This is a genomic window from Priestia sp. JNUCC 25, from assembly GCF_053667915.1.
Map to the genome: position 1 here is coordinate 1,130,612 of NZ_CM132211.1, position 25,529 is coordinate 1,156,140.

Here is a 25,529-nt window from a genome sequence, read left to right on the forward strand (position 1 = left end):
CTTTTGGAAATAAATTTCATTTAAAAAAAGTCTAGACAAATAAATAAAATGCGAATATGATGAGTGTATACAAAATTATTAGAAATGTATACAAAAAATATTTTAACGTATACATTATTTTTTAAAATGTATTTGAAAACGTATACAACAAGGGGAGGAAACGAAAATGACAAAACGCGTTGGATTTATTGGACTTGGAATTATGGGAAAACCGATGACACTCAATTTATTAAAAGCAGGTTTTGAGGTAACGGTTTACGATATTAATAAAGCAGCAGTAGAAGAAGTAAAAGCAGCAGGAGGATTTGGAGCAGAAAGCCTTGCGGAAGTTGCAGTGAACAGCGACGTGATGATCACGATGCTTCCGGCTTCACATCATGTAAAAAGCGTGGTTCTTGGAGAAGAAGGGTTAATTCATAGCACAAAAGAAGGAAGCGTTATCATTGATATGAGTTCAATTTCGCCTGTAGCATCAAAAGAAATTGCGGCTGAACTTGCACAAAAAGGAATTCACATGCTAGACGCTCCGGTTAGCGGAGGAGAGCCAAAAGCAATTGACGGCACGCTTGCGATTATGGTCGGAGGAAATGAACACATCTTTGAAAGCGTTTCACCTATCCTTCATGCGATGGGAACGGAAGTAACGCTTGTTGGAGACAATGGAAGCGGCGTAACGGCTAAGCTTGCAAATCAAGTCATTGTGAACTTAAACATCGCAGCGATGTCTGAAGCACTTGTATTAGCAGCCAAAGCAGGCATTGACGTTGAAAAAATGTATCAAGCGATTCGCGGCGGATTAGCAGGAAGCGCTGTATTAGATGCAAAAGTACCGCTTATTTTAGACCGCAACTTCGTAGCAGGCGGACGCATTGATATTAACTTAAAAGATATGACAAACGTGATGGAAACGGCTCATGACATTGGCGTACCGCTTCCGCTTTCAAGTCAGCTTGTGGAAATTTTCCATGCGTTAAAAGTAGACGGAAAAGCAAGCGATGATCATGGCGGAATTGTACAGTACTATGAAAAATTAGCAAACGTTGAAGTGAAAAAGAAGGTGGAAGCATGATTAAACAACATGAAAAACGTCTTGTAAGCGATGTGTTTAAAGACATTCCAGCGGTTGATGAAGCACTTGTACAAGAAATGCTAGACGCAGAGCTTCTGACGTTTAATCAAAAAATCATTGTGCTAGATGATGATCCAACGGGTGTTCAAACCGTTAACGGCATTTCGGTCTATACAGACTGGAGCAAAGACAGCATCAAGCAAGGGTTTTTAGAAGAAAATTCAATGTTTTTTATTCTAACAAATTCACGTGGATTTACCGCTTCTGAAACGGAAAAAGCCCACGCGGACATTGCCGCTGTTATTACAGAAGTAGCGGCTGAAGTAGATAAAGAGTTTTTAATTATCAGCAGAGGTGATTCGACTCTTCGCGGTCACTATCCGCTAGAAACAGAAGTGTTAAAGAAAACGGTTGAACAGCATTCCAATCAAGTGCTTGACGGCGAAGTGATTTTTCCTTTCTTTAAAGAAGGCGGACGATTCACAGTTGATAACATTCACTACGTGCAAGATGAAGACTACTTAGTGCCGGCAGGAGAAACGGAGTTTGCAAAAGACCGTACGTTTGGCTACAGTAAGTCTCATTTAGGCGAGTGGGTAGAAGAAAAGTCAGAAGGGAAATTTAAAGCAAGTCATACGACGTATATTTCGCTCGGGAGCATTCGCTCACTTGATTTAGTGACGATTACAAATCAGTTAATGGAAGTGAAAGACTTTAACAAAGTGATCGTGAACGCAGTGGATTATGTAGACGTGAAAGTTGTGACGATTGCGCTTCTTCGCGCGATGAAGCTTGGAAAGCACTTTATGTATCGCAGCGCTGCGGCTCTAACAAAAGTGATGGGCGGCGTGAGCGACAAAGACCTTTTAACAAAAGAAGAGCTCATTAAAGAAAAGTCGTCAAACGGCGGATTAATTATGGTTGGTTCGCATGTTAAAAAAACGACAGAGCAGTTAGAAGAATTGAAGAAATGCAGCTTCATTGAATTTATTGAATTTGACTGTCATCTTGTCTTAGAACCTGAAAAGTTTGAAGAAGAAGTGAATCGTATTATCAATGAAGCAGAGCAGCTTATTTCACAAGGTCAAACGGTAGCTGTGTATACAAGACGCGAGCGCTTAGATCTTGGCGAAGGCAAAAAAGAAGAAGAGCTTAAATTATCGGTAAAAATTTCAGATGCGGTTACAAGCATTGTTCGCCGCTTAAACGTTCGTCCAAACTTTATCGTTGCAAAAGGCGGCATTACGTCAAGTGATATTGGCGTAAACGGCTTATCCGTAAAGCGTGCGACGGTTGCTGGACAAATCAAGCCGGGCATTCCGGTATGGGTAACGGGAGAAGAAAGTAAGTTTCCGGGCATTGCGTACATCATTTTCCCTGGAAACGTCGGAGCCAAAACAACGCTTCGTGAAACGGTTGAGTTATTAAGTAAATAAGCAGAAGTGAACGTACGAGGTGCGTTCACTTTAAAAATTATTTGAAAGCGTATACATTATTTGGATGTACGTACATGAAAAATGGTCACACTAAGGGGATGAACATATGAATTCAGTATTCGGATTAAGTCATGAAGCAAGTCTTTTGCTGTATGCAATTGTATCGATTGTCGGACTAATCTTTTTAATTGCTAAGTTTAAAACAAATCCGTTTGTAGCACTAATTGTCGCGGCTTTGTTTATGGGTCTTATTTCAGGAATGAAGCTGCCTGATATCGTAACGGCTTTCCAAGAAGGAGTAGCGAGCGTCTTAGGATTTATCGCGATTGTTCTTGGTCTTGGAACGATGTTAGGTAAGATGATGGCAGAGTCAGGCGGAGCCGAGCGTATTGCCCGCACGTTAATTAAAGTATTTGGTGAAAAGAACGTACACTGGGCAATGATGGTTGTAGCCGTTATTTGTGGTATCCCGGTCTTTTTCCAAGTTGGTGTTGTGTTATTAATTCCGCTTGTGTTTGTAATTGCCAAGCATACGGGTACGTCACTTATTAAAATTGGTTTGTCGTTAATTGCCGGCTTAGCCGTTGTTCACAGTTTAGTACCTCCGCATCCGGCAGCGATGCTAGCAGTGGATATCTTTAAAGCAGATTTAGGTAAAACGATTTTGTATTCATTAGTTGTGGCATTTCCAGCTGCAGCCGTGGCAGGTCCGATTTATGGGTCGTTCATTTCACGCCGTGTTCACGTCGAGCCAACGGGTGAAATTATGGAGCAGTTCACAGAGTCGAAGCATAAAGATCTTCCTGGCTTCGGCATTACGTTATTTACAATTTTACTACCGGTACTATTAATGCTTTTAGCAACAATTACTGGGTTTGTTTATCCAGAAACAAGTACGATTCGCTACGTAACAAACTTTATCGGAAGTCCAATCGTTGCGCTGTTAATTTCGCTAGTGTTTGCTTTTTATTCGTTCGGTTTTGCAAGAGGGTACAACAAAGATGATTTATTAAAATTCACAAACGAATGTCTTGGACCCGTTGCTTCGATCATTCTAATCATTGGTGCAGGCGGCGGTTTTAATAAAATTTTAACAGCAAGCGGTGTAGGTGACGCGATTGCAGGATTTGCTCAAGATGCACATCTTTCTCCTATCGTGCTAGCGTTTGTGATTGCAGGGTTAATTCGTGCAGCAGTTGGTTCAGCAACAGTAGCAATGACAACAGCAGCAGGTATTGTAGCACCAATTGCAGCAACAATGCCAAACGTAAGCCCGGAGCTGTTAGTACTAGCAACAGGCGCAGGTTCTGTGATGCTATCGCACGTAAATGATTCTGGCTTCTGGTTAATTAAAGAATTTTTCAATATGTCAGTGGCTCAAACGCTAAAAACGTGGACAGTGATGGAAACGATTCTATCATTTGCAGCGTTTGCGATGGTTCTTATTTTAGACATTTTTATCTAAGAGAAAAAGCGCTGCAATCAGCGCTTTTTTCCTTGTTAACATAAAAATATAAAATATTTCAAATAATGAGAAAAAAAGACTAGATTTTCCCCTTTTTGATAGTATAGAATAGTTATAAAGTAGCAAAAGGGGGTAGATGTATGACAAATGTTGAAAATTATCAAATTGGTTTGACGACAAAAGCATTAATTCCAGTGAATGATCCTATACACCGCACAAAGGTACTGGATGCAGCAGGAGAATACATGCTAAGCAAGACGTGTAAGCAATTATTAGAAGAAGCGTGCATTCGAGAATTAAGTACGTTTAAGGGGTCCATTGCCGCCGTTCGAAAAATGTTTCCGTACAAACAGCTTACGCCGCTTGTTATTAATCGTTCACAAGCCATCATTGCGTTTCCGACATCTTCGCCAAATGACTATGGCTGCGCCTGGATTTTTGCCTCTCATGTTCATACTTCACACACGCTTGCTTCAGTTCATTCACCCTCTATGCTGATTCACTTCAAAGACGGAACGTTCATTCCAGTGAAGCTTTCTTATTATAGTTTAGAAAAAAAGCTGGCCAGAGCGGCTGTTATTCGCAATTACTGTTTAGAAAGTCCGGTTGTCTTGGCATAATGCGTTCGATTTATTGAACAAACTTGTATTACATATGAACAATCGTTTGGACTACCCATATGAACGGAAGGAGGAAGCTTATCATAAGCTTCCTCCTTTTCTTACTCCCTAAGAAGTGAGGCCTTTAGCTTTTTGCGGGCTGCTTTTCCCCAGTTTTTAACGGCTCCCGTGGATACTCCGTATTTGTAAGCAATGTCTTTATACGAGTAGCTTTCTAGCAGATGTTCGATTACATAGATTTTTTCTCTTTCCGTTAAGTGTTCGATATGCTGCTTGATGATTTCACTTTCTAGAGGAACGGGTAGAGCGGGATCTTCGTTTAGTGAAAGCAGGTTCTGCTCAGCCGGTGTTTCACGTTCTTCGTATAAAATGGTGCCTTTTAAATGAGAAAGGATCGTACCGCGCACGGTTGTGTAGGCATAAGCAGAAAAAGATCCTTTGCTTTCATCAAATTTTTGATACGCTCTCCATAAACCAATCAACGCAATTTGATAATATTCGTCGTAGTCTTTGTAAATATGAAATTTTTTAATCATCGACACAATTAATGGATGAAAAGATGAAGCGATTTGATCAAACGAGCTTTTTTGCATGCAGCATTCCTTTTTCAAAAACGCGTTTTTGCTGTATTCCGCCGGTATCTCTACTGTACAAGGGGAAGATCACATGTGCGAATGAACGTACATTATGTTTTCTTTTTAAGAAACGTGACGTAATTTCCCCGGAAACTTCACGTTTCGCTAGGAAATATGCGAAGTATATATGTATTTGTAGAGATTTTACGTACGAAAGGTCACCCATTCCAAATTCTACTAATCTATACTATTTATATATCTATTATCGATGTAGCAACTCTACCATCAGGGAAGAGCGGTGATGGTAGAGTTGCTAGACCTATCCGGATGAGACCCTCCCTTGCGGGCTGGTCTCATCCGGATAGGTGAACCTTTGAGGGTATATTCGCAGGAGCGACTAATTTTGAGTTCTTCTTTACGAAAGCAAGTTGCTGAGATTGTAAGAAGAACTTGTAAAGGGGAGATTGAATGAAGGCGATGGTTGGGGTAAATGTGGCGGCGGCTGTTTTGTGCGGGGCTGTGATGTATGCAGGGACGCAGCACTGGCAAGAGCAAACGGAAGCGCAGGCAAGTGAAGTAAAAACTGCTGTTGTACATAAAGAAAAACAGTTTTCTGATGTATCTGCTTATACAAAAAATCTTCCAGACTTTATTACAAAGCAAATCCAGTCATCTATCGCAAATAAAAAGCCTCTGACTCTTGTGGTTGCCACATCCGCGAAGGAAGCAGGGTGGCCTCAGCAATTAAAAAAAGAGCTAGCAGCTACATATGGAAGTGATGTATTTACAGTTAAAACACTTTCATACGGCAGTCAAACAACGGATGAACTTTTATCCTCACATATTGCCGATCAAATTGATCAACTTCAGCCAAACATTATTCTGTTCGAAGCACCTCTTAAAAATGACTATCAGCACCTTACGCTAGATGAGACGCTTGAAAATACAGACAAGCTGATTCATCAGCTCAAAGACTTGAAAAAAACGCTTATGATTCAGCCGTCACAGCCATATATTTCACAAACGGAGTCCTATGAAGAAGGAGTAGAAGCGATTAGGGGAGTTTCTGAAGCAAACTGGGTGTATTATATGAACCACTCACTCATTTGGCCGTTTCATTTAGGAGAGTATATAAATAAAGACAGCGGTAATTTAACGAAAAAAGGAAATGAAGTGTGGGGAGAGTACGTTGTGAATTGGTTTACAGGAAAATAAAAAGACAAGCCCTATTTCAAAAGGAATAGGGCTTGTTTTCTATAATTTTATTAGATTATGATTTTTCCTCGTTTTATAGTAGTAGCTTTTTGTATCTCTACACTTATAAAGCTTAAAGCCAAAGATCTCTAAAGGAGTCCAAAGTTTTTTAATGTTTACGAGTGGCATTCTAATTCTCCGTTCTGTTCTTTATAAAGGTCTATATATTCATTATAAAGAATATGAGAGTAATAGTAAATACTATAAAGAACGGTTTATTTTAAAAATTCTTTATAAAGAATTTTTGAGATTTTTATTTTTGGCTTATCAACATTTAGTAGTGATTTTTATCATAGCTCAGGTTATTTATTCTTGCTAAATTAATGTTGTGAAAAATATCACAAAATAAAATGCAAAGGATGATCCAAATTAAAACGTAATTAGATCACTTATTTTTTTTGCTTACTGTTAAAGCAATGGAATCGCATACATACCATAACTGTGTTAGATAATCTAACACACAAGTTGAACGATTCAGAAAATTCATATATCTTAAATATATCTTTAAAGATGCATAGAAAATATATCTTTGAAACAAGCAGGTATAGACGCCAGGGGAGGAATGGAAGATGCAAAAAAAGAAACTCGTATTGATTGGAAATGGAATGGCTGGAGTTCGAGCGATTGAAGAAGTATTGAAGGTTTCAAGCGAAGCGTTTGAAATTACGATTTTCGGAAGCGAGCCGCATCCGAACTATAATCGTATTTTACTATCAAAAGTGCTGCAAGGAGATACGAATGTTGAAGACATTACGTTAAACGATTGGAACTGGTATCAAGAAAACAATATTACATTATATACGGGCGAAACGGTTACTAGTATCGATTCGATAAAAAAAGAAGTAGCGACAAACAGCGGCAGAGTAGAACCGTATGATGAGTTAATTTTAGCAACGGGTTCTCTTCCTTTTATTCTTCCGATTCCAGGGTCTGATAAAAAAGGAGTGACGGCTTTTCGAGATATAAAAGACACGGACGAAATGCTGCAGGCATCTCAGCAGTATAAAAAAGCAGCGGTTATTGGAGGCGGACTGCTTGGATTAGAAGCAGCGCGCGGACTGTTAAATCTGGGAATGGACGTATCTGTGATTCATTTAGCTCCGTATTTAATGGAACGTCAGCTTGATCCAACAGCCGGCAAATTGCTTCAAAACGAATTAGAAAAACAAGGCATGAAGTTTTTGCTTGAAAAACAAACGGCGGAAATCGTTGGGGATGAGCGAGTTGAAGGATTATCTTTTAAAGACGGGACGTTTTTAGAAGCTGATTTAGTCGTGATGGCCGTTGGAATTAAGCCAAACGTTCAGCTTGCAAAAGAAGCGGGACTTAACGTAAACCGAGGAATTGTCGTGAATGACTATATGCAAACGGACATCCCAAACATCTACGCCGTTGGAGAATGTGCAGAGCATAGAGGAATGGTATACGGACTGGTGGCACCTCTGTATGAACAAGGAAAAGCATTAGCAAAAGCGATTTGCGGGGCAGAAAAAGTACCTTATGAAGGATCGGTTTTATCCACCCAGCTAAAAGTATCAGGTGTTGAAGTGTTCTCAGCAGGAGACTTCACGGAAGATGAAGAGAAAAAAGCGATCAAAGTGTTCGATGAACAAGACGGCATTTATAAAAAGCTTGTTCTGCGAGGCAATCAAATCGTCGGAGCCGTTCTTTTTGGAGACAGCTGCGACGGAAATCGACTGTTTTCAATGATACAAAAGCAAGAAGATGTATCCGATGTCGCAAAAGTGTCGATTTTACAGCCGTCTGGCGGTAACGCGGGTGAAAGCTTAGTAGCAAGCATGAGCGCGGATGATATTATTTGCGGCTGTAACGGCGTAACAAAAGGTACGATTGTGGAAGCTATTCAAAAGCAAGGATGCTCATCGGTTGATGAAATTAAAGCTTGTACAAGTGCCTCTCGCTCCTGCGGAGGATGTAAGCCGCTTGTAGCGGAAGTGCTTCAGCATACTCTTGGCGCTGATTTTGACGCGGCGGTTCAAAAAGAAGCGATTTGCGGCTGTACGACTCTGTCACGAGATGAAGTTGTCGAAGAAATCAAAGCAAAAGGACTTTCGCATACGCGTGAAGTTATGAATGTACTTGGGTGGAATAATGAAGAAGGCTGTTCGAAATGCCGTCCGGCGCTGAACTATTATTTAGGCATGGTGAATCCGACCGGATACGTTGATGAACGCGAATCACGATTTGTGAATGAACGCATGCACGCAAATATTCAAAAAGACGGCACGTATTCTGTTGTTCCTCGCATGTACGGAGGCGTCACAAATGCAGAAGATTTACGAAAAATTGCAGATGTTGTTGATAAATATGAAATTCCGCTCGTAAAAGTGACGGGTGGTCAGCGTCTTGATTTGTTTGGTGTTAAAAAAGAAGATTTGCCTAGCGTATGGGAAGAGTTAGATATGCCTTCTGGCTACGCGTACGGTAAGTCGCTGCGGACGGTGAAAACATGCGTCGGCGAACAGTTTTGCCGTTTTGGCACGCAGGACTCAATGGGCGTTGGAATTGCGCTTGAGAAAAAATTTGAAGGATTATGGACGCCTCATAAAGTAAAAATGGCTGTATCTGCTTGTCCGAGAAGCTGTGCTGAGTCAGGCATTAAAGATATTGGCTTTATTGGAATCGACGGCGGCTGGGAAATTTACGTGGGCGGAAATGGAGGTACGCATCTTCGCGGCGGAGATTTGTTGTATAAAGTAAAAACAGACGAAGAATTAATGGACATCACAGGAGCTTATTTACAGTATTACCGAGAAACGGCTAATTACTTAGAGCGTACGTCTGCATGGATTGAGCGCATGGGACTTTCGCACATCCAGTCAGTGCTTGATGACGCTGAGATGAGAAGAGAGCTGAATATGCGTATGGACGAAGCGTTATCTACGTACCGTGATCCTTGGAAAGAAATCGTCGAAAGTAAAAAGACGAAAAAAGAGCTGTTCGAAACAGTTGTCACATCATAAAGCTGGGGGGAAATAAAGATGGTGAATAAAAACATTACAAAAGTATGCGTAGGATCGATTCATGATTTTCCGGTAAGCCTAGGTAAAACAGTGAAAGTAAACGGAAAAGAAATTGCGGTGTTTAAGCTATCAAGCGGAAAAATACGGGCAATTGAAAATCGCTGTCCGCATAAAGGCGGGGTGCTCAGTGAAGGAATCGTGAGCGGCGACTCGGTGTTCTGTCCGATGCACGACTGGAAAATTTGCTTGCATGACGGCAACGTGCAAGAGCCTGACAGCGGATGTGTAGACACGTACAAAGCGTCTGTTGAAGGAGATTTACTGTATCTTTTAATTGAAGAATAAATAACGGGGCGCGTTGATTTTCAACGCGCCACAAAAATTTAAGGGGACACACTAAAAGGAGCGAAGCAAAAATGAGAACAGGAAAAGTGTACATTGTAGGAGCCGGACCAGGAGATCCAGATTTACTAACGATAAAAGCAGCCAAATGTTTAGAAAAAGCAGATGTTATTTTATATGACCGATTAGTGAACCCTGTTCTTCTTCAGTATGCAAAAGAAGGAGCCGAACTCGTCTACTGCGGGAAAAAGCCTGGTGATCACTGCGTTTCTCAAGAAGATATTCATGATTTGCTTGTATTCTACGCAAGAAAAGGAAACGCCGTCGTCCGGTTAAAAGGCGGAGATCCGTTTATTTTCGGAAGAGGCGGTGAAGAAGCAGAAGTCCTTGTTCAGCATAGAATTCCATTTGAAATCGTTCCAGGTATTACAGCGGGAATTGCGGCGCCGGCGTATGCTGGAATTCCTGTGACGCATCGTGAGCTGAGCCGTTCGTTTGCCGTTGTGACGGGACACTGTCTGAGCGGCAAGCCGGAAAGTATTCGCTGGGAGCATTTAGCAAAAGGAGTTGATACGCTTGCTATTTATATGGGCGTTAAAAACTTGCCTTATATTTGCCGTCAGCTTTTAGACGCCGGAAAAAGCGCGGATACGCCGGTCGCTCTTATTGAACAAGGCACGTCGGTTTATCAGCGCACGGTTACAGGCACGCTTGGCACAATTGTAGAAACGGCTGCCGAGCAGCAAGTCAGCAATCCCGCGATGATTGTGATTGGTGAAGTGGTGAAGCAAGCTTCTGCTCTTTCTTGGTTTTTGGAAAAAACAGAAGAAAAAGTATGCGTCTAAGATGAATAAAAGGAGGAAACACTTTTGTTTAAGAATTCACTGCAGTCAATGAATGAGTTAGCCCGAGAAAAAAAGAAGCTTGTTAATGATCATTTGCCGAGTTACTTGCTGTTAGCGGTGCTAGCGGGTGCTTACGTAGGACTTGGAGTTATATTAGCTCTATCGGTAGGAGCGCCTTTAGCCTCTGCTTCTTTACCGGTCGTTTCTCTTGTGATGGGGTTATCTTTTGCTGTTGCTTTACTGCTTGTCGTATTTGCAGGAGCCGAACTGTTTACCGGAAATCACATGGTGTATACGGTGAGTACGCTATCGGGAGTCACCACATGGAAAGATACGTTTAAAAACTGGACGTGGTGTTTTATCGGAAATGCGATAGGTGCGTTTGGGCTTTGTTTGTTAATTACCGGAACCGGTTTGTTTAAAGGAATTGAACCCAATCATTTACTTATGACGCTGGCAGCTAAAAAAATGCATTTGCCGGTCAGTGAATTATTTTTTCGCGGCATCCTTTGCAACTGGCTTGTTTGCCTGGCAATTTGGACGGCTGCGCGTACTAAAAGCGATGCGGCAAAGATCATGCTTATTTTTTGGATGCTGTTTGCATTTGTTGCTTCAGGATACGAGCACAGCGTGGCAAATATGACGTTTCTTGGTCTAGCTTTATTGCTTCCGCATCCTGATGCGATTTCGGCTGCTGGACTATTTCATAATTTAATTCCTGTTACACTCGGGAACATAGCAGGGGGAGGACTGTTTGTAGGAAGCCTCTACTGGTTCGTGAACGCTAGGCAGCTAAAAGAAGCTAAAAAACAGCCGGCTGCTCTCTCAGCTGACTTGGATTCTGCTAAACTGTCTAAATAGCAAAAAACCGCTCTTTGTACCATATAGTCTGCTTTTTAAAGCTATCATCACGGTATTTTAGAGCGGTTTCTTCTATATAATATAAACTGCTTAAAGCGTATTCACATCTATACGTATCGAACAAGCAGTATCGTTCTTCATTTTATAGAAACAGGATGTCTGTGAGAATTGAATCGGACAGATTCTGTTGAAATGAATGTGTGAGGGTGCAGGTATCATCGAAGAGGCAGAGGGCATCTTAGAATTTTAATGTTGTTTGGCATTTTATGCTCTTTTTGAGCGTCCTTAAAGCAGTTGTACATTGCTTTGCTGCCTGAATGATTAGCGGAGTGAATCGTAATTCGATCGGCATATAAATGATGCTTTACCATAAAATGCACGAGCATTAATCCATTCCGTGTCTTACTCAGTAAATCGTGATCGAGTGATAAATGTTCAACATCGAATGATCTTAGCAGATCAATACATTCATCAATCGTTTCGGCTAAAACATGACCGTCAGGGCATTTGCGATAGTCGTCTAGAAAAACATTGATTTTCATGACTGATTCTCCCTTCCTTGCCTTGTATTTAGTGTAACATACATAATGTCATATACCTACCTAAGTCTATTCGACACATTTTACTGCACTCCTTCTTAAATAGGGGTAAAAACACGAATCTTTATCATTATTTGCATATTCGCGGCGAATAAAGAGGGAATAAGGAAAGAGATGTCGAACGAAAAATGAATAAATAAACAGTTAAAACTGGACATTGCTTTTTTTATCCCTCTATCTTTATGTAAGAAGGTCATTTTAATCCCAGATTTTACAAGGGATGGAAGGGGATTAACCAATAAAAGATTGTCAGAAAAAAACTATCATTTACGATTTTTTTTAAATAAATTGGAAATTTCTCTTTACGAAAAAGATGGTTGGGACGTATAATTTGATTTAAGGATTTTTTGGAACATAGTATGACAGTATGACAATATGACAAAAAAGAAAAGTAAGGTGAATAGAATGGGTAAGTTATTTAGTATCGGTGAAGTATTAATTGATATGATTCCAGCTCAAAAAGGTCTTCAATTGAAAGAAGTGGAATCGTTTACGCGTGTGCCAGGGGGAGCGCCGGCAAACGTTGCGGCAGTTGTTGCTACATACGGTAATGAGTCAGCGCTTATTACAAAAGTTGGAGAAGATGCGTTTGGAGACTTTCTAGTAGATACGCTTCGTGAAGTAGGAGTAGGTACTGATATGGTCTATCGTACAGAAGAAGCAAACACAGCTTTAGCTTTTGTTTCCCTGCGTGAAGACGGAGAAAGAGATTTCAGCTTCTATCGTAATCCTTCAGCAGATTTATTACTAACAGAAGACGAAATTAACCCTGATTGGTTTGCAAGCAACGATCTTCTTCATTTCTGTTCGGTTGATTTAGTTGAAAGCCCTATGAAATACGCTCATATGAAAGCGATTAAAAGCATGAAAGAAAAAGGCGGCGTTATCAGCTTTGATCCAAATGTACGTCTTCCGCTGTGGAAAGATCATGAGCTATGCCGTCAAACGATTTTAGAATTTATTCCTCAAGCGCACATTGTCAAAATTTCAGACGACGAGCTGTCGTTTATCACCGGCATTGAAGATGAACAGAAAGCGATTCAGTCTCTATTTACAGGTGACGTTCAAGTAGTTGTGTTCACAAAAGGAGCAGAAGGCGCAACGCTTTATACAAAACAAGCTGTCTATGAATCAAACGGTTACAAAGTAGCGGTTGTTGATACAACAGGTGCGGGAGATGCGTTTATTGGCGGATTCCTTTATCAGCTATTAAGCCGCGATGTGTCACAAGAAAACTTAACGGCTATCCTTGACCGCGACCACGATGCTATTTTGCGCTTTGCAAATGCAAGCGGTGCCTTAACGACAACTGGAAAAGGTGCGATCAGTTCAATTCCAGCCAAAGAAGTAGTAGAGCAATTTTGTAAGCCTGTAGCTAACTAAAATGAAAAGGCTTTATCTCTTCTTATTTTCAATCAGCAGAGGCGTCCGTTTCTGCTGATTGCAGATCACATAAGAGGGAGAAGCGAGCTGTGGAGTAAGAAGAAAAAAATTTTTTCTTTTTTTAAAAAATAATCAAAAAAATTTCTAGCTAAATAATAAATGTTCGTGTTAGTATAATACGAGCAGCAAGAAATAGCAGTTTTACCACTATTTATGAAAACGTTATATATTTATCGATGTAGAAAATTTAATAGGATCAAAGAGCGATCCTATTAAATTTTCTAGACCTTTTGGGGAATATTCAAGGGAGTATAAGTGCTTGGCCCTTAGCCCTTGATAAAAGAAAAGCAGCAGGTTATTACGTATCACGTACATAGATTAGAAATAGGAAAGTAGGTTAAGAGAAAGATGGATATTTTGCTAGGTGTTCTTCCTTCCGTTGCGTGGGGAAGCATGATTTTAGTTAGTATGAAGATGGGCGGTGGACCTTACAGTCAAACGCTGGGAACAATTATTGGAGCTTTGATTCTTTCATTTGTTCAGTTTATGATTGTGCAGCCGGTGTTAACGCCAACGCTCGTTATTGTCGGAATTGTTTCAGGTTTGTTCTGGTCAGTAGGTCAAAGCAATCAGTTTAAAAGTGTTCCATACCTTGGCGTTTCAAAGTCAATGCCGATTTCAACGGGTATGCAATTAGTATCAACAGCTCTTTTTGGTGTTATTGTATTTAAAGAATGGTCAACGCTTCAAACGATTGTACTTGGGTCTATTGCGATTCTTTTAATACTAGCAGGCGTTGTGCTTTCTTCATTAGACGGTAAAAAAGAAGGGGCACAAGGGGCTCCGGGACAAACAAAAAAAGGAGTTATCACTCTTATCATTTCAAGTCTTGGATTCTTAGTTTACGTAGTTATCGCACGTATCTTCAACGTAGACGCATGGGCAGCTCTATTCCCGCAAGCAATCGGTATGTTAATTGGGGGCTTAATCATTACATACAAACATAAGCCATTTAACAAATATACGATTCGCAATATCTTACCAGGGCTAATCTGGGCATCTGGAAACATGTTCTTATTCTTATCTCAATCAAGACTAGGCGTAGCAACAAGCTTTTCATTATCGCAAATGGGTATCGTTATTTCAATTTTTGGCGGTATTGTCTTCTTGGGAGAAAAGAAAACAAAGCGTCAATTATTTTATGTATCTCTTGCGAGTGTACTGATTATTTCAGGCGGTATCTGTATCGGCCTCGCAAAAGCACACGCTTAATTTATCGATGTAGAAAAACCCCCATGGCTAGAGTGCAGCCATGGGGGTTTTTCTAGATCTAAGGGTTTGAGGCACCCCTTGCGGGGTAGCCTCAAACCCTTAGTCAAAGTCAAGATCAAAACCTTAGTGCTCTTCTGAATTTCAAAGCTGTATGTTCCTGTTGAGTGTTTCTCGTTCTTAAGACTGATGATTTTTCATTCTTTGTTAGGAAGCTGTTTGGTGTGAGATGGCTTATAGTAGGAGAAAAGGATGGAGGGAAGGCTATGATTAAGAGTATTTATGAGACGCATGTGCAGGTTCGGAATTTGGAGGATTCGATTGAATTTTATAGACGTCTTGGGCTGACGTTTGTTCATAAAATTGAAGAGAGGCGCTGTGCTTTTTTCTTTGTTGGGGAACAAAAGCAGATGCTCGGGCTTTGGGAAACAGATGAAAAAGAGTTGAAAAGGAGTCATTTTGCTTTTGGAATTGAAGCAGCAGATATTCATGAAGCGTTAACGTGGCTGCGTTCAAAAGGCATTGAACCTGAAGAAACGTCGTTTGGAAAGCCGCAAACAGAGCCGATCGTTCATACGTGGATGCCGGCAGCGTGCGTGTATTTTAATGACCCTGACGGTAACCGCTTGGAATTAATTACGCTTTTGGATGATAAGCCCGTTGTATCTAAGGATTTTCCATATTTAAGTGAATGGAACAAAGAGAACCGGAGGGGATTATTTTAGCCGAAGTGAAAACGAACCATTGATCAACGTGTTTGATTAGCGGTTCGTTTTTTTTGTTATGGTAAACGCAGGTTTGATCTGTTTTGTTCCTTCTAGCAGTTGATTGGAGGGCAAGGCGAAGACTCCTGCGGGAAAAGCGGAACAGGTGAGACCCCGCAGGAGCGCAAGCGACGAGGAGGCTTACCGGCCGCCCGCGGAAAGCGAAGTCTTGCATGGAAATTAACTGCGGTGTCATAAGCGATCTATATGAGCTCATGTATCCCATTTGTTCGTCTTTAGGTTGGGTTCATTTCGTTATGTTTCAACCTTTTTTGTGTATCATAAACGAAAGTTTGACATAATAATAAACATATAATATATTTGTTTATAAATTAATAAACAAAATAGAAAGGTGTCTATTCAAATGGTAAACGATTTGTTTTGGGAATCATCTTTTGAAGATATGAAGAAAGGGTACGGGGAAAGCGAAGATTACTACCACTGCTTACTGTGCGGTGAAAGCATTGAAAAAGGCATTATTTATCCGGTGGAAGGTGTTTTTTATGAAGCAAAACGCTATATGAAGCTTCATGTGGAACAGCAGCACGGGTCTGTGTTCCAACATTTAATAGCGCTAGATAAAGATGTAACCGGTCTTTCTGATCATCAAAAAAATTTAGTGAAGTTTTTTAAAGAAGGAAAAAGTGATAGTGATATTCAAAAAGAAATGGGAATCGGCAGTTCATCGACCATTCGGAATCACCGCTTTACGTTAAAGAAAAAAGAGCGTCAGGCAAAAGTGTTTTTAACGCTGATGGAACTGTTAAACGACGGGGAAGAAGAGAAGGCGGTACCCGTAACAAATACTGCGCCTGGAAGAAGTCAGCGCTACAGCGTCAGTGATGAAGAGCGTGAAAAGATTTTAGCGAAGAATTTTCCGCAAGGTTTAAACGGACCTCTTCGTACTTTTCATTTGCAAGAAAAACACCGTCTTGTTGTTCTTGAAGAATTAAGCGGGCATTTTGATTTCGGTAGCACATATACCGAAAAAGAAGTAAATGATAGGTTAGCACCTTTTTATGACGACTATGCGGTGCTGCGACGTTATTTAATTGAGTACGGTTTTTTAGAGCGCAGCGCAGATGGAAGCAGCTACTGGAGAAAAGGAGAGACAGGGATGAGTATGGACTCAAAAGACTATAAAAAGCAAATGAAGCAGCTAGCGAAAGAAGTAAAAACAGAAGGCGGCGTATATCAAATTAAAAACCTTCACAACGATAAGATTTACATTGGCTCTACGCCTAACATCAAAACGTTAAACGGCGTAAAGTTCACGTTAAAGACGAACACTCATCAAAATAAAGAGCTTCAAAACGAGTGGAATACGTACGGGGCGGATGCTTTTTTAATTGAGATGCTGGAAACGATTAAAAGAGAAGAAGAAAAAGCACTTTCAAAAAAGGATTTGCTGAAACTGGAAGCGAAATGGTTAGAGAAGCTGCAGCCTTACGGCGAAAAAGGCTATCATTCGCCGAAAGCTGATACAAAGGAGAAATAGGTGTGAAGAATCAAGATGCTAAAAGTGAAGTAGTGGAATCAGAAAAGTCCGTCAGTAAGCTGATGCTTGTGTTTTTGATTCCGCTCATGTTAAGTAATGCCATGCAGTCCGTTGGGCAGCTGGCGGGGAGTATTATTGTCGGAAGAGCGCTTGGAGTTGATGCGTTAGCCGCTATTTCCGCTTTTTTTCCTCTGTTTTTTCTGCTCGTGTCGTTTTCGATTGGAATTGGTTCAGGAAGTTCCATTTTAATCGGGCAAGCGTACGGGGCGCAAAATGAAAAACGAGTCAAAGAAATTATCGGTACCACGCTCACGTTTACATTTTTAGTCGGGATTGTGCTTGCTGTTTTGGGAAGCATATTTGCTCCGGATATTCTTCGGATTATGGGAACGCCGGCTAATATTATTGACGTAACGGTTCACTATGCGCGCATTTTGTTTGTGGCAATTCCTGTTTTGTTTTTATACTTTGTTTATACGACGTTTATGCGCGGAACCGGAGACTCTAAAACGCCTTTTTACTTTTTAGTTGTGAGTACGGTCTTAAACATCATTTTCCTTCCGATTTTAATTTTTGGATGGATCGGAGTGCCAAAGCTTGGAGTGTACGGCGCTGCGTACGCAACGGTGTTTTCAACCGTATTAACGTTCATTATTATGATTATCTATTTACGCAAGAAAAATCATCCGTTAAAGTTTGACTCATCTATTTCATTAAAAATGGACGGAACGCTTTTAAAGCTGCTTATGCGTTTAGGGATTCCAGCTAGTATCAACATGATTTTAGTTTCTCTTTCTGAAATCGCGGTCATTACGTTTGTAAACGGATTTGGCTCAGACGCTACAGCAGCGTACGGAGCGGTGAACCAAGTGGCAAGCTATGTACAAATGCCGGCAATCAGCTTAGGGATTGCGGTTTCTATTTTTGCGGCGCAGTCGATTGGTGCCAATAAATTTGAGCGTTTAAAAGAAGTTATTCGCTCTGGAATTATGCTGAATTACGTTATTGGTAGCGTATTAATTTTACTTATTTATCTCTTTTCTAATCAAATTTTAGCTTTGTTTTTAACAAGTCAGCACACGCTCCATATTGCCGAAGAGCTTTTAGTGATAACACTTTGGAGCTATTTGATTTTCGGTCATGCGCAAATTATTACCGCTACAATGCGAGCAAGCGGTACGGTGCTTTGGCCTACGGTATTTAGTATTATGGCTATTTGGTGTGTAGAAGTACCCGTAGCCTACGTGTTATCGCAGTTTACACCTCTTGAAATCAAAGGGATTTGGATTGGATATCCAGCGGCGTTTGTTGTCAGCTTAATCCTGCAGTACAGCTATTATCAATTTGTATGGAAGAAAAAGAAAATTGAACGTCTTGTCGGATAAAAAACGAGCGGAAACGCTCGTTTTTTATTTTTCCTAATTAAAACACCCTTAGCTAAGAGTTTTAATAGGATAGTGCATATAACTTTTTGATGAAAAGAGGGTATGACACTATGAGTAAATCTGGATTTGTACCGGATAATTCAAATATTAAAAAAAGCTCAGGAACGCCTAATCTGTCAGTGAACTATAAGCAAAACGTCCTGTTCAAACGAAATGATCAAAATATAGCGTATCAACTAACCTCAACTCAGCTGCCTGCTATGCTTGGAGGTGCTTTTGTTGATTTATATATGACGAAAGGGCATATGAGAGAACCCCACTGGCATCCAAACGCGTGGGAATTAGATGTCGTCGTTTCAGGTGAAGTGCAGGTGTCTGTCTTGGATCCTGATACAAGCAGCATGCACAATTACCGGATAAAACAAGGGGAAGTTGTGTTTATACCGATGGGCTGGTGGCATTGGATTGAGCCCTTATCGGAAGAAGCGCATCTTCATCTCTTTTTTAACAATGATCAATTCGAATCTACAGAAGGATCCGACGTGCTGCGCTTAACGCCTCCGATCGTGTTTCAAAAAGCATACGGAGTAAGCGCAGGCGAAGTAGCAGAAGCCGTAGCGCCAATTACGGATACGGTTGTGATTGGGCCGCCTAATGATCATTCTTCTTATAAGAAGGGCTATGAACGTGATGAAAAAGTTGTTATTAAAATAAATGAGAAAGTAGTGCCTGCTGAAGATAAGTAGCATAAAAAACCATTGAGCCTATGGTCAATGGTTTTTTCGCGAGGCTTTTTTTATAAAAACAGCTCGTTGCGTTCTAAATGCTTATACAGCCGCGTTGTGACTTGTTTTTGGTTCCATTCGTTTTGCGGAAACTGCTGCTTGTCTACGTGAGAAACGGCCGGTTTGTAGGTTTTTTGAATCCGTTTGATATCATTAAAGGTTGCGTTGGTTTCAATGTGATCAGCGAGCGTAAATACAAGAGAGTGCAGCTTTGCAACATTGGGAATCGTAGCTGCTTGGCTGAAAATGGCTTTCGCGACGGACAGCTGTCTTTCATGCGCAGTAAAGATATCTTGCTCATTACGCTCCTTTAAAAAAACAAGCGCTTCTTCTCCGTTAAGGCGAATCGATCCTTTTGGAAAAACAATGTTGCTATGTTCAAAAGCACGTTTGTTTGTGACGATAATGCCGCCTAATTTATTTACAGCATCGACGACTGACTGCTGATCCATTTTGACATAATAATCAACAGGAAGCTTTGCGTACGTTTCGACGTTCTTTACGACAGCATTCATATTTCCTCGGTGATAAATGGTTCGCAGTGTTTCATTGCCGAGCTGAGTTGACCCTGGCAAGTGGGTCATTTTTATTGATTCATGCTGTTTATTAACAGTCATATACACAAATGACGTATTTTGATGGTTTTCTTGAATTAAAAGCAGGGAAAACGGTTGCCCTTTTTTTAAATTGACGTGTGTTTTGTTACCATGCTCAAGCGGTACATACGTTTGATCAACGGCAGCTTTCACCGTATGATAGCCTGCAAATGTGATGCTGACAAAACTGACGAGTAAAAATAGTACGAGACCGCCAATCCACTCTTTTTTTGCTTTGCTGCTCATCGCCTCACCTTTTTCTATCGAAGTCGTTCGTAGTATTGCCATCTTAAAAGGGGAGTAAAACAAATGAGCGCTATTTTTATTGTGTATCTCGCTTTTTCTTGGCGTAGGTTTTGAGCTCTGTAATTAAGATCGCTTGTTCTTCCACATCGTTAAACGCTTCGATGCCATAAAGGTATTCGGTGTGCTGTTTTTCTTTCCACACGCAAAGTCCGGTAATATGGATGGGTTTTTCATTTAAATAAAAGCTGATTTTTAGCTGAATTTGATGGTTGAAAATAGGTAAATCAAGCGGCGTAATTATTTTGATTCCTTTCGGTGAAAGGTCGATAACAGACAAAGGACCTGGCTTAGAATCGATTTCTTTGTTGTCGTATTTAGCAATGGAAAACGTTCCAACAATGGGAGTCTCAAATAAAAAGCGAAACGGTTCTTCACGTTTAAAATGCATGTATTATCAGTCCTTTTCGTAATCTAAGTTTGTTAAGTAAGTATTCGATGAAAGTCTAAAAATTCCTACACGTTTTTCCACATCACCCATATAATGTTTATCGGTGTAGAAAATCTCATATGACCACAGACCGGTCATGTGAGATTTTCTAGACCTTTGCGGGAGGATTCAAGCGGTCTTAGTTATCGATTGCCGATTATAACTGCTTTTATAGTATCGGAAGTTTTGTTTGAAACTTTAAATAGAGAGGGAAAGGTTTTGAAAAAAGCGCTACGCTAGAGTTGGATTGTATGTTAAAATTAAACTTTGTGAAGTAGCTGTATTACAAGTCAGCGTTCCTTCAACTAATTAGGAGGTGAGATGAATGGGCACTGATGACCCCATTTCGATGAAGGTTACTGCAAAACAAGATAGGGGCAACAAAGGTGTATATGTTCCTCTCATTTCAACGAAGGAAAATACTCCTTAATGCCTCAATGATGTGAGGTGAAAAATCAATGATTAAAACATACTTATATGATGATGAAACAAAAGAAATGGTAACGAATCTTGATTTAGGAGACGTGCATGAAAAATTGCGCAATCCTGATAATTTGCTGTGGATTGATTTGTATGATGTCCACGGACAAGAGCTTGCTCAAATTGCTAAATTATTCGATTTTCACCCATTGGCGATTGAAGACTGCTTACACGACAGTCCTCGCGCTAAAATGGATGATTACGAAGACTATAAATTTTTCGTTTTTCACGCGCTTCGCTATAACGAAGAAAGTGATGATGAGATTACGACGCTTGAGTTAAATGCCTTTGTCGGATCAAATTACGTAGTGACGATTCATAAACATAAAATGGGCTGGCTTCGCAAAATGGATGCTGTGTGCTCACGCTATCCAAAGTTTATGAACCGCGGCGCCGACTTTTTACTGTATGCTTTGATTGATGGCATCACGGACGAATACTTTCCGATTTTAGATCGAATTGACATGCGTATTGATGAATTAGAAGATGAAATCTACAACAAAGAAGTGCGCGGAGTGACGGAAGAGTTCTTGGCGTTAAAAAGAACGATTATCTTAATCCGTCGCGTTATTCTGCCTCAGCGCCGAATTTTCTTAACGGTGAATGGAAAGTGGAAATTCGACATACGAGAAGAAAATGTTCCTTTCTACATTGACTTGCTTGACCACTTAGAGCGTATTGTAGACTCTGCTGAAACATTTAGAGACCTCGTAAACAGTGCACTTGATACGTATTATTCTATTACCAATGCAACTTCATCTGAAAAGCTGAACGTCTTAACACTGATTTCAACGATTATGCTTCCGCTGACGTTCGTAACCGGATTTTTTGGGATGAACGTACCGATTCCATATCAAAATTCCCACTGGGCTACTGCTGTTATTATCGTTATGTTAATTGTGTTAACGTGGGGAATGTGGAAATACTTTAAAAACAAACAGCTTTTATAACCAAAAGGCACTTGGCCATAAGCCAAGCGCCTTTTTTTTTTATTTTGTCACCGTTTTTGCTGTTGCTTTACTCGTATTGTTCGCTTTGTCTTTTGCGGTTACGCTTAAGACTGTTTTTTCTTTTTGCTTTTTAATTTTTACTGAGTATTGCCCTTTGCTGTTAGCAGCAGCAGAGCCAATGCTTTTTTTGTTTACTGTTACCGTTACGGTAGCATTTGCTTCTGCTTTACCTGTTACAGCCGTGCTTTTTGTTGTGACAGCATTTACGCTTGGTGCGACAGGGGGAGTTTTATCGCTCACTTTTACAGTCGTAGCTTTACTTGTGTTGTTGGCTGCGTCTGCTGCTGTTACGCTGATTGCTGTACCTGCTTTTTGTTTTTTAATTGTTATGCTGTACTGACCTTTTGCATTGGCTTTTGCTTTGCCGATTTCTTTGTTGTTCACTTTCGCTACAACAGATGCATTTGCTTCAGCTGTTCCTTTAATAGTTGTATCCGCGTCGCTGACTTGATTTACTTTAGGGGCATTTGGAGCAATAACATCACGCACCGTTACTTTTACTTCTTCACTTTCTTGTTTTTGGCTGTTTGTAGCCGTGATGTACAAGACTGTGTTTTCTTTTTGTTTTGGAATTTTCACTTTGAACGCGCCTTTTGCATCAGCTTTTGCTGAAGCAATCACTTTCTTAGCGCTGTTTTTAACATTTACCGTAAAATTCGCTTTAGACGTTCCTGTTACGTACTCATCTTTATTCGTTACGGCTTTTACCGCTGGTTTGGCAGGTGCTTTTTGAACAACTGCACGAATGCTCGTACTTGCTTTTCCATTTGTGACAACCACTTGTAAAACGGTATCAGCTTTTTGAGCTGGAATGTTCACAGAGAACGTATTTTTTGCATCAGCTTTAACTGTGCCAAGTGTTTTTGAGCCGTTCATTACTTTAACAGTTGAACCGCTTTGAGCTTTACCTGTAACAATTTTTTGCGTGCTGACAAATGTATTTACCTGCGCTTGCAGCTGTTGTGCACTTACCGCGCTGTACGCATTTAAACGTCCCCATCCTGATACGTAATCGTAGCCTGGAGCAGGGGGCTCTAACGGACTTTCTTCATCATCGTATACAGGAGCATCTTTTTCATCGAATTTAATATCTTTAGCTGTATCCGTTAGGCGTTTTTCAACGTCTTTTGGCTTTAAGCCTGGGTTTTGTGATAGTAATAATCCCGCAACGGCTGCGACGTGAGGTGTTGCCATTGATGTTCCGCTTAAATAAGTGACGTTCCCGTCTGGAACAAGACTTGGAATATCAGAGCCAGGAGCTGTAATATCTAATCCTTTTCCATAGTTTGAGTAGTCAGATACGATATCTAAACGGTTTGACGCGCCTACTGAAATCGCATAGGCAGATGAAGCAGGGTAAGAGAGCTCTTCCATACCGTCGTTTCCACTTGCAGCTACAACCGTTACGTTATGATCGTATGCGTATTTTAACGAATATTCAAGCACGCGGCTGTAAGATCCGCCAAGGCTTAAGTTAATGACTTTTGCACCGTGATCAACCGCGTATTTAATACCGTACGCAATTTGTTCTGTATCTCCGCTTCCAGATGCGTCTAGAATTTTAACCGGTAAAATTTTAGCGTGAGAATTAATGCCGGCCATTGAATAGTTATTGTTTGCAGAGGCTGCGATAATACCTGCTACGTGAGTTCCGTGTCCGTTGTCGTCAGTTGCATTCGACGAACGATCCACGTAGTTATAGCCTGTTTTTGTATCCACCACGCCTTTTAAATCAGCTAGTGATGAATCGACGCCCGTATCCGCAACGGCAATAACCGTATCTTTTAATTTTTGACCGTTTAGTAATTTTTCAAGCGATTCGTATTGAATATCGGCATGTTGCGTACCGTCATTTTTACCCGTATTGTTTAATGACCATTGATACGGATATTGTGAATCCATTGAAAGAGCGTGGTACTCTTGAACCGGCTCGATAAATTCAGTTTCAGGAAGTGCCTGAATTTGTTTTGCCGTCATTTTACCTTGAGCAGATGACGTGCTGAAGCTTTTTGCATTGCTGTCATCTAATTGAATAACAAACATATTATCAAAAGAAGCAGCTGATTGTTTTAATGGATTAATAGATTCAATGCTTGCTGATTTTGACTGTGCTTTTGTTTTGAATGATTTAGCATTTGCACCATCTTTTAATTTAACGATATAGCGAGTTTCAGCTTTTGTTGAAACGCTGTTTGCGCTGACTAACTTAGCTCTTACTAATACAGACGATACATTTAAGTCCGTTACGTCTTTTAATTTTGTTTGTGCTGCTACTTTTTCTAAGTCTTTCTTTAAAGCAGTCGGAACGGATTTATAAGCGATGCTGTATAAATCATTGATTGCTTTTTGATCAGCACTTGTAATCATATATGTGCTTGATGCGCCGTTTTTCGCCACATCTGTAAATAGACCCTTTAGCTGAACTAAATCTTTGTATACTTGTTCGCGCATCGATTTATCGATAATCATTTTAGAGCTGATAAACGGAGCGGCTTTGTAGTAAAGAGAAGAAAGGTCTTTTCCGCCTGCTGTTTTTGAAAGCACAGCGTCGCGAATCGTACGCAAATCTTTTAAAATACCTTTTCCGTTTTCTTTTTGGCTTGCACTTAATTCAGCCGGGCATTCTTCTTCCATCATTTGAGAAGGAGGAAGTGAAGCGCCTTCATAGCTGATTGTATATGGAACTTCTGTTTTTTCTTCCGGCTGTGGTTCTGGAGAAGTTGAACCATCTTCCGCATCTTCTTCAATCATGCCGTCTTCGCTTCCATAATACTCAACTTTCACGTAATAAGGGCCAGTCCAAGCGATTGGAAAATCAAGCTGAGCAGGCTCATCTTTGTAGGAGTATCCCATATAACGGTCAAATGCCACGTTGTTTTTGGCATTTTCAAGACTAGAGTAAACCGTGATGTTTACTTCATCATCACTTTGAAGCTTAATTCGGTAGTGTGAAAACTTTGCTACATCTTGCTTAGAAGGATTAATTTTGTACCAATGTGTTTGTTCTGGTTCTGTAAATGTTCCTTTTGCTGCTTTACCGATGCTTAATGTTTTTTCATTAGCAGGAGGATTGCCTGCCGCTTGTGTTTTCAGTAAGCCTAATTGGCTAAAACACAAGGTGAACATTAAAGCAAAAGCAATAAAACGATAAATTGACCCTTTTTTCATGTTAAACCTCCAAAAAAATATAGTAAAAAACAGGAATTACATACCTATTAAACCATAAAGTTTAAAAATTTGTAAATAATTACTGTTGCTTATTTTATTATTTTGTCAAGTTATTAATCTTGCATAAGAAATGGTGAGATAAGTCCTAGTTGCAAAAAGTAGAAAAAATTGGAATAATAAAGATTGAGCCTGTTTATAAGAGGCGAGAGTACGCTGAAAAGGGAAGAAGGGAATGAGAATTATTTTTCAAAGCAGAATTCACTGGAGAAAATCTGGTCGGTTTCTTTTTACCTGTGTTTATAAAGAGGAAATCGGGCTATATAAATAAAGATTGGAAAAATTTTCAGTCTAATTAAGTTCATTTGTAGCATATAATACGAGCTGGATTTCTTTTATAATAAACAAAAG

Annotated in this window: 22 protein-coding genes; 17 read left to right on the forward strand and 5 right to left on the reverse strand. The window is 40.3% G+C overall.

Annotated features, from left to right (window positions below; genetic code table 11):
• The first annotated feature begins 166 nt into the window (after positions 1–166).
• From garR to JNUCC25_RS05810, 4 genes are all read left to right on the forward strand, one after another.
• Entirely contained in the window at positions 167–1,069 is a 903-nt protein-coding gene (gene garR / locus JNUCC25_RS05795; RefSeq protein WP_098287366.1) for a 2-hydroxy-3-oxopropionate reductase, read from the forward strand.
• Complete coding sequence (locus JNUCC25_RS05800) at positions 1,066–2,505, forward strand: four-carbon acid sugar kinase family protein (protein WP_098315160.1); 1,440 nt, start codon at positions 1,066–1,068, stop codon at positions 2,503–2,505. The genes garR and JNUCC25_RS05800 overlap by 4 nt, the downstream gene beginning before the upstream one ends.
• 106 nt (positions 2,506–2,611) lie before the next feature.
• Entirely contained in the window at positions 2,612–3,970 is a 1,359-nt protein-coding gene (locus JNUCC25_RS05805; protein WP_013055857.1) for a GntT/GntP/DsdX family permease, read from the forward strand.
• Positions 3,971–4,110: 140 nt separating this feature from the next.
• Positions 4,111–4,590 carry a competence protein ComK gene (locus JNUCC25_RS05810; RefSeq protein ID WP_064471437.1) on the forward strand — a complete coding sequence of 160 codons (480 nt, stop codon included), beginning with the start codon at positions 4,111–4,113 and terminating at the stop codon, positions 4,588–4,590.
• Positions 4,591–4,691: 101 nt separating this feature from the next.
• Here the strand turns inward: JNUCC25_RS05810 and JNUCC25_RS05815 are convergent, their stop codons facing one another.
• Positions 4,692–5,183, reverse strand: a complete 492-nt coding sequence (locus JNUCC25_RS05815) for a sigma-70 family RNA polymerase sigma factor (protein WP_064471438.1) — start codon at positions 5,181–5,183, stop codon at positions 4,692–4,694.
• A gap of 450 nt (positions 5,184–5,633) precedes the next feature.
• Between JNUCC25_RS05815 and JNUCC25_RS05820 the strand changes: the two genes are divergently transcribed.
• The 5 genes from JNUCC25_RS05820 to JNUCC25_RS05840 all read left to right on the forward strand — a co-directional run bounded on the left by JNUCC25_RS05820 (position 5,634) and on the right by JNUCC25_RS05840 (position 11,451).
• On the forward strand, positions 5,634–6,380 hold the full coding sequence (locus JNUCC25_RS05820; RefSeq protein ID WP_064471439.1) for an SGNH/GDSL hydrolase family protein: 747 nt from the start codon (positions 5,634–5,636) through the stop codon (positions 6,378–6,380).
• Between the two features lie 608 nt (positions 6,381–6,988).
• Complete coding sequence (gene nirB, locus JNUCC25_RS05825; protein WP_064471441.1) at positions 6,989–9,403, forward strand: nitrite reductase large subunit NirB; 2,415 nt, start codon at positions 6,989–6,991, stop codon at positions 9,401–9,403.
• Between the two features lie 18 nt (positions 9,404–9,421).
• The gene (nirD, locus tag JNUCC25_RS05830; protein WP_029325027.1) at positions 9,422–9,748 is read left to right on the forward strand and encodes a nitrite reductase small subunit NirD; all 327 of its coding nucleotides are present in this window, start codon (positions 9,422–9,424) and stop codon (positions 9,746–9,748) included.
• Positions 9,749–9,819: 71 nt separating this feature from the next.
• Complete coding sequence (gene cobA / locus JNUCC25_RS05835; RefSeq protein WP_029325028.1) at positions 9,820–10,590, forward strand: uroporphyrinogen-III C-methyltransferase; 771 nt, start codon at positions 9,820–9,822, stop codon at positions 10,588–10,590.
• A 24-nt stretch (positions 10,591–10,614) separates the two neighbouring features.
• Positions 10,615–11,451: a formate/nitrite transporter family protein gene (locus JNUCC25_RS05840; protein WP_064471442.1), complete on the forward strand. Its 837-nt coding sequence runs from the start codon at positions 10,615–10,617 to the stop codon at positions 11,449–11,451.
• A 215-nt stretch (positions 11,452–11,666) separates the two neighbouring features.
• Here JNUCC25_RS05840 and JNUCC25_RS05845 read toward each other — a convergent pair whose 3' ends face one another.
• Positions 11,667–11,993: a cyclic-phosphate processing receiver domain-containing protein gene (locus tag JNUCC25_RS05845; RefSeq protein WP_025749520.1), complete on the reverse strand. Its 327-nt coding sequence runs from the start codon at positions 11,991–11,993 to the stop codon at positions 11,667–11,669.
• A gap of 462 nt (positions 11,994–12,455) precedes the next feature.
• On the opposite strand from JNUCC25_RS05845, the gene JNUCC25_RS05850 reads away from it, so the two are divergent.
• The 7 genes from JNUCC25_RS05850 (at position 12,456) to JNUCC25_RS05880 (ending at position 19,095) form a co-directional block, all read left to right on the forward strand.
• Positions 12,456–13,433, forward strand: a complete 978-nt coding sequence (locus JNUCC25_RS05850) for a carbohydrate kinase family protein (RefSeq protein ID WP_013055865.1) — start codon at positions 12,456–12,458, stop codon at positions 13,431–13,433.
• A gap of 408 nt (positions 13,434–13,841) precedes the next feature.
• On the forward strand, positions 13,842–14,705 hold the full coding sequence (locus tag JNUCC25_RS05855) for a GRP family sugar transporter (protein WP_013055866.1): 864 nt from the start codon (positions 13,842–13,844) through the stop codon (positions 14,703–14,705).
• A 263-nt stretch (positions 14,706–14,968) separates the two neighbouring features.
• Entirely contained in the window at positions 14,969–15,427 is a 459-nt protein-coding gene (locus JNUCC25_RS05860) for a VOC family protein (protein ID WP_013055867.1), read from the forward strand.
• Between the two features lie 99 nt (positions 15,428–15,526).
• Positions 15,527–15,664, forward strand: a complete 138-nt coding sequence (locus JNUCC25_RS05865; RefSeq protein WP_171843212.1) for a hypothetical protein — start codon at positions 15,527–15,529, stop codon at positions 15,662–15,664.
• A 166-nt stretch (positions 15,665–15,830) separates the two neighbouring features.
• The gene (locus JNUCC25_RS05870; RefSeq protein ID WP_454222945.1) at positions 15,831–16,964 is read left to right on the forward strand and encodes a DUF2087 domain-containing protein; all 1,134 of its coding nucleotides are present in this window, start codon (positions 15,831–15,833) and stop codon (positions 16,962–16,964) included.
• 62 nt (positions 16,965–17,026) lie between these two features.
• Entirely contained in the window at positions 17,027–18,349 is a 1,323-nt protein-coding gene (locus JNUCC25_RS05875) for an MATE family efflux transporter (RefSeq protein WP_223268955.1), read from the forward strand.
• A 110-nt stretch (positions 18,350–18,459) separates the two neighbouring features.
• Positions 18,460–19,095, forward strand: a complete 636-nt coding sequence (locus JNUCC25_RS05880; protein WP_029325035.1) for a cupin domain-containing protein — start codon at positions 18,460–18,462, stop codon at positions 19,093–19,095.
• A gap of 50 nt (positions 19,096–19,145) precedes the next feature.
• Here the strand turns inward: JNUCC25_RS05880 and JNUCC25_RS05885 are convergent, their stop codons facing one another.
• Both JNUCC25_RS05885 and JNUCC25_RS05890 read right to left on the reverse strand, forming a co-directional pair.
• Positions 19,146–19,976 carry an LCP family glycopolymer transferase gene (locus JNUCC25_RS05885; protein ID WP_029325036.1) on the reverse strand — a complete coding sequence of 277 codons (831 nt, stop codon included), beginning with the start codon at positions 19,974–19,976 and terminating at the stop codon, positions 19,146–19,148.
• A gap of 76 nt (positions 19,977–20,052) precedes the next feature.
• On the reverse strand, positions 20,053–20,424 hold the full coding sequence (locus JNUCC25_RS05890) for a PilZ domain-containing protein (protein ID WP_454222948.1): 372 nt from the start codon (positions 20,422–20,424) through the stop codon (positions 20,053–20,055).
• A 497-nt stretch (positions 20,425–20,921) separates the two neighbouring features.
• Here JNUCC25_RS05890 and corA point away from each other — a divergent pair, with 497 nt between their 5' ends.
• Positions 20,922–21,893, forward strand: a complete 972-nt coding sequence (corA, locus tag JNUCC25_RS05895) for a magnesium/cobalt transporter CorA (RefSeq protein ID WP_013055874.1) — start codon at positions 20,922–20,924, stop codon at positions 21,891–21,893.
• Between the two features lie 39 nt (positions 21,894–21,932).
• On the opposite strand, the gene JNUCC25_RS05900 is transcribed toward corA, so the two are convergent.
• Entirely contained in the window at positions 21,933–25,121 is a 3,189-nt protein-coding gene (locus JNUCC25_RS05900) for an Ig-like domain-containing protein (protein ID WP_454222950.1), read from the reverse strand.
• Between the last annotated feature and the right edge of the window lie 408 nt (positions 25,122–25,529).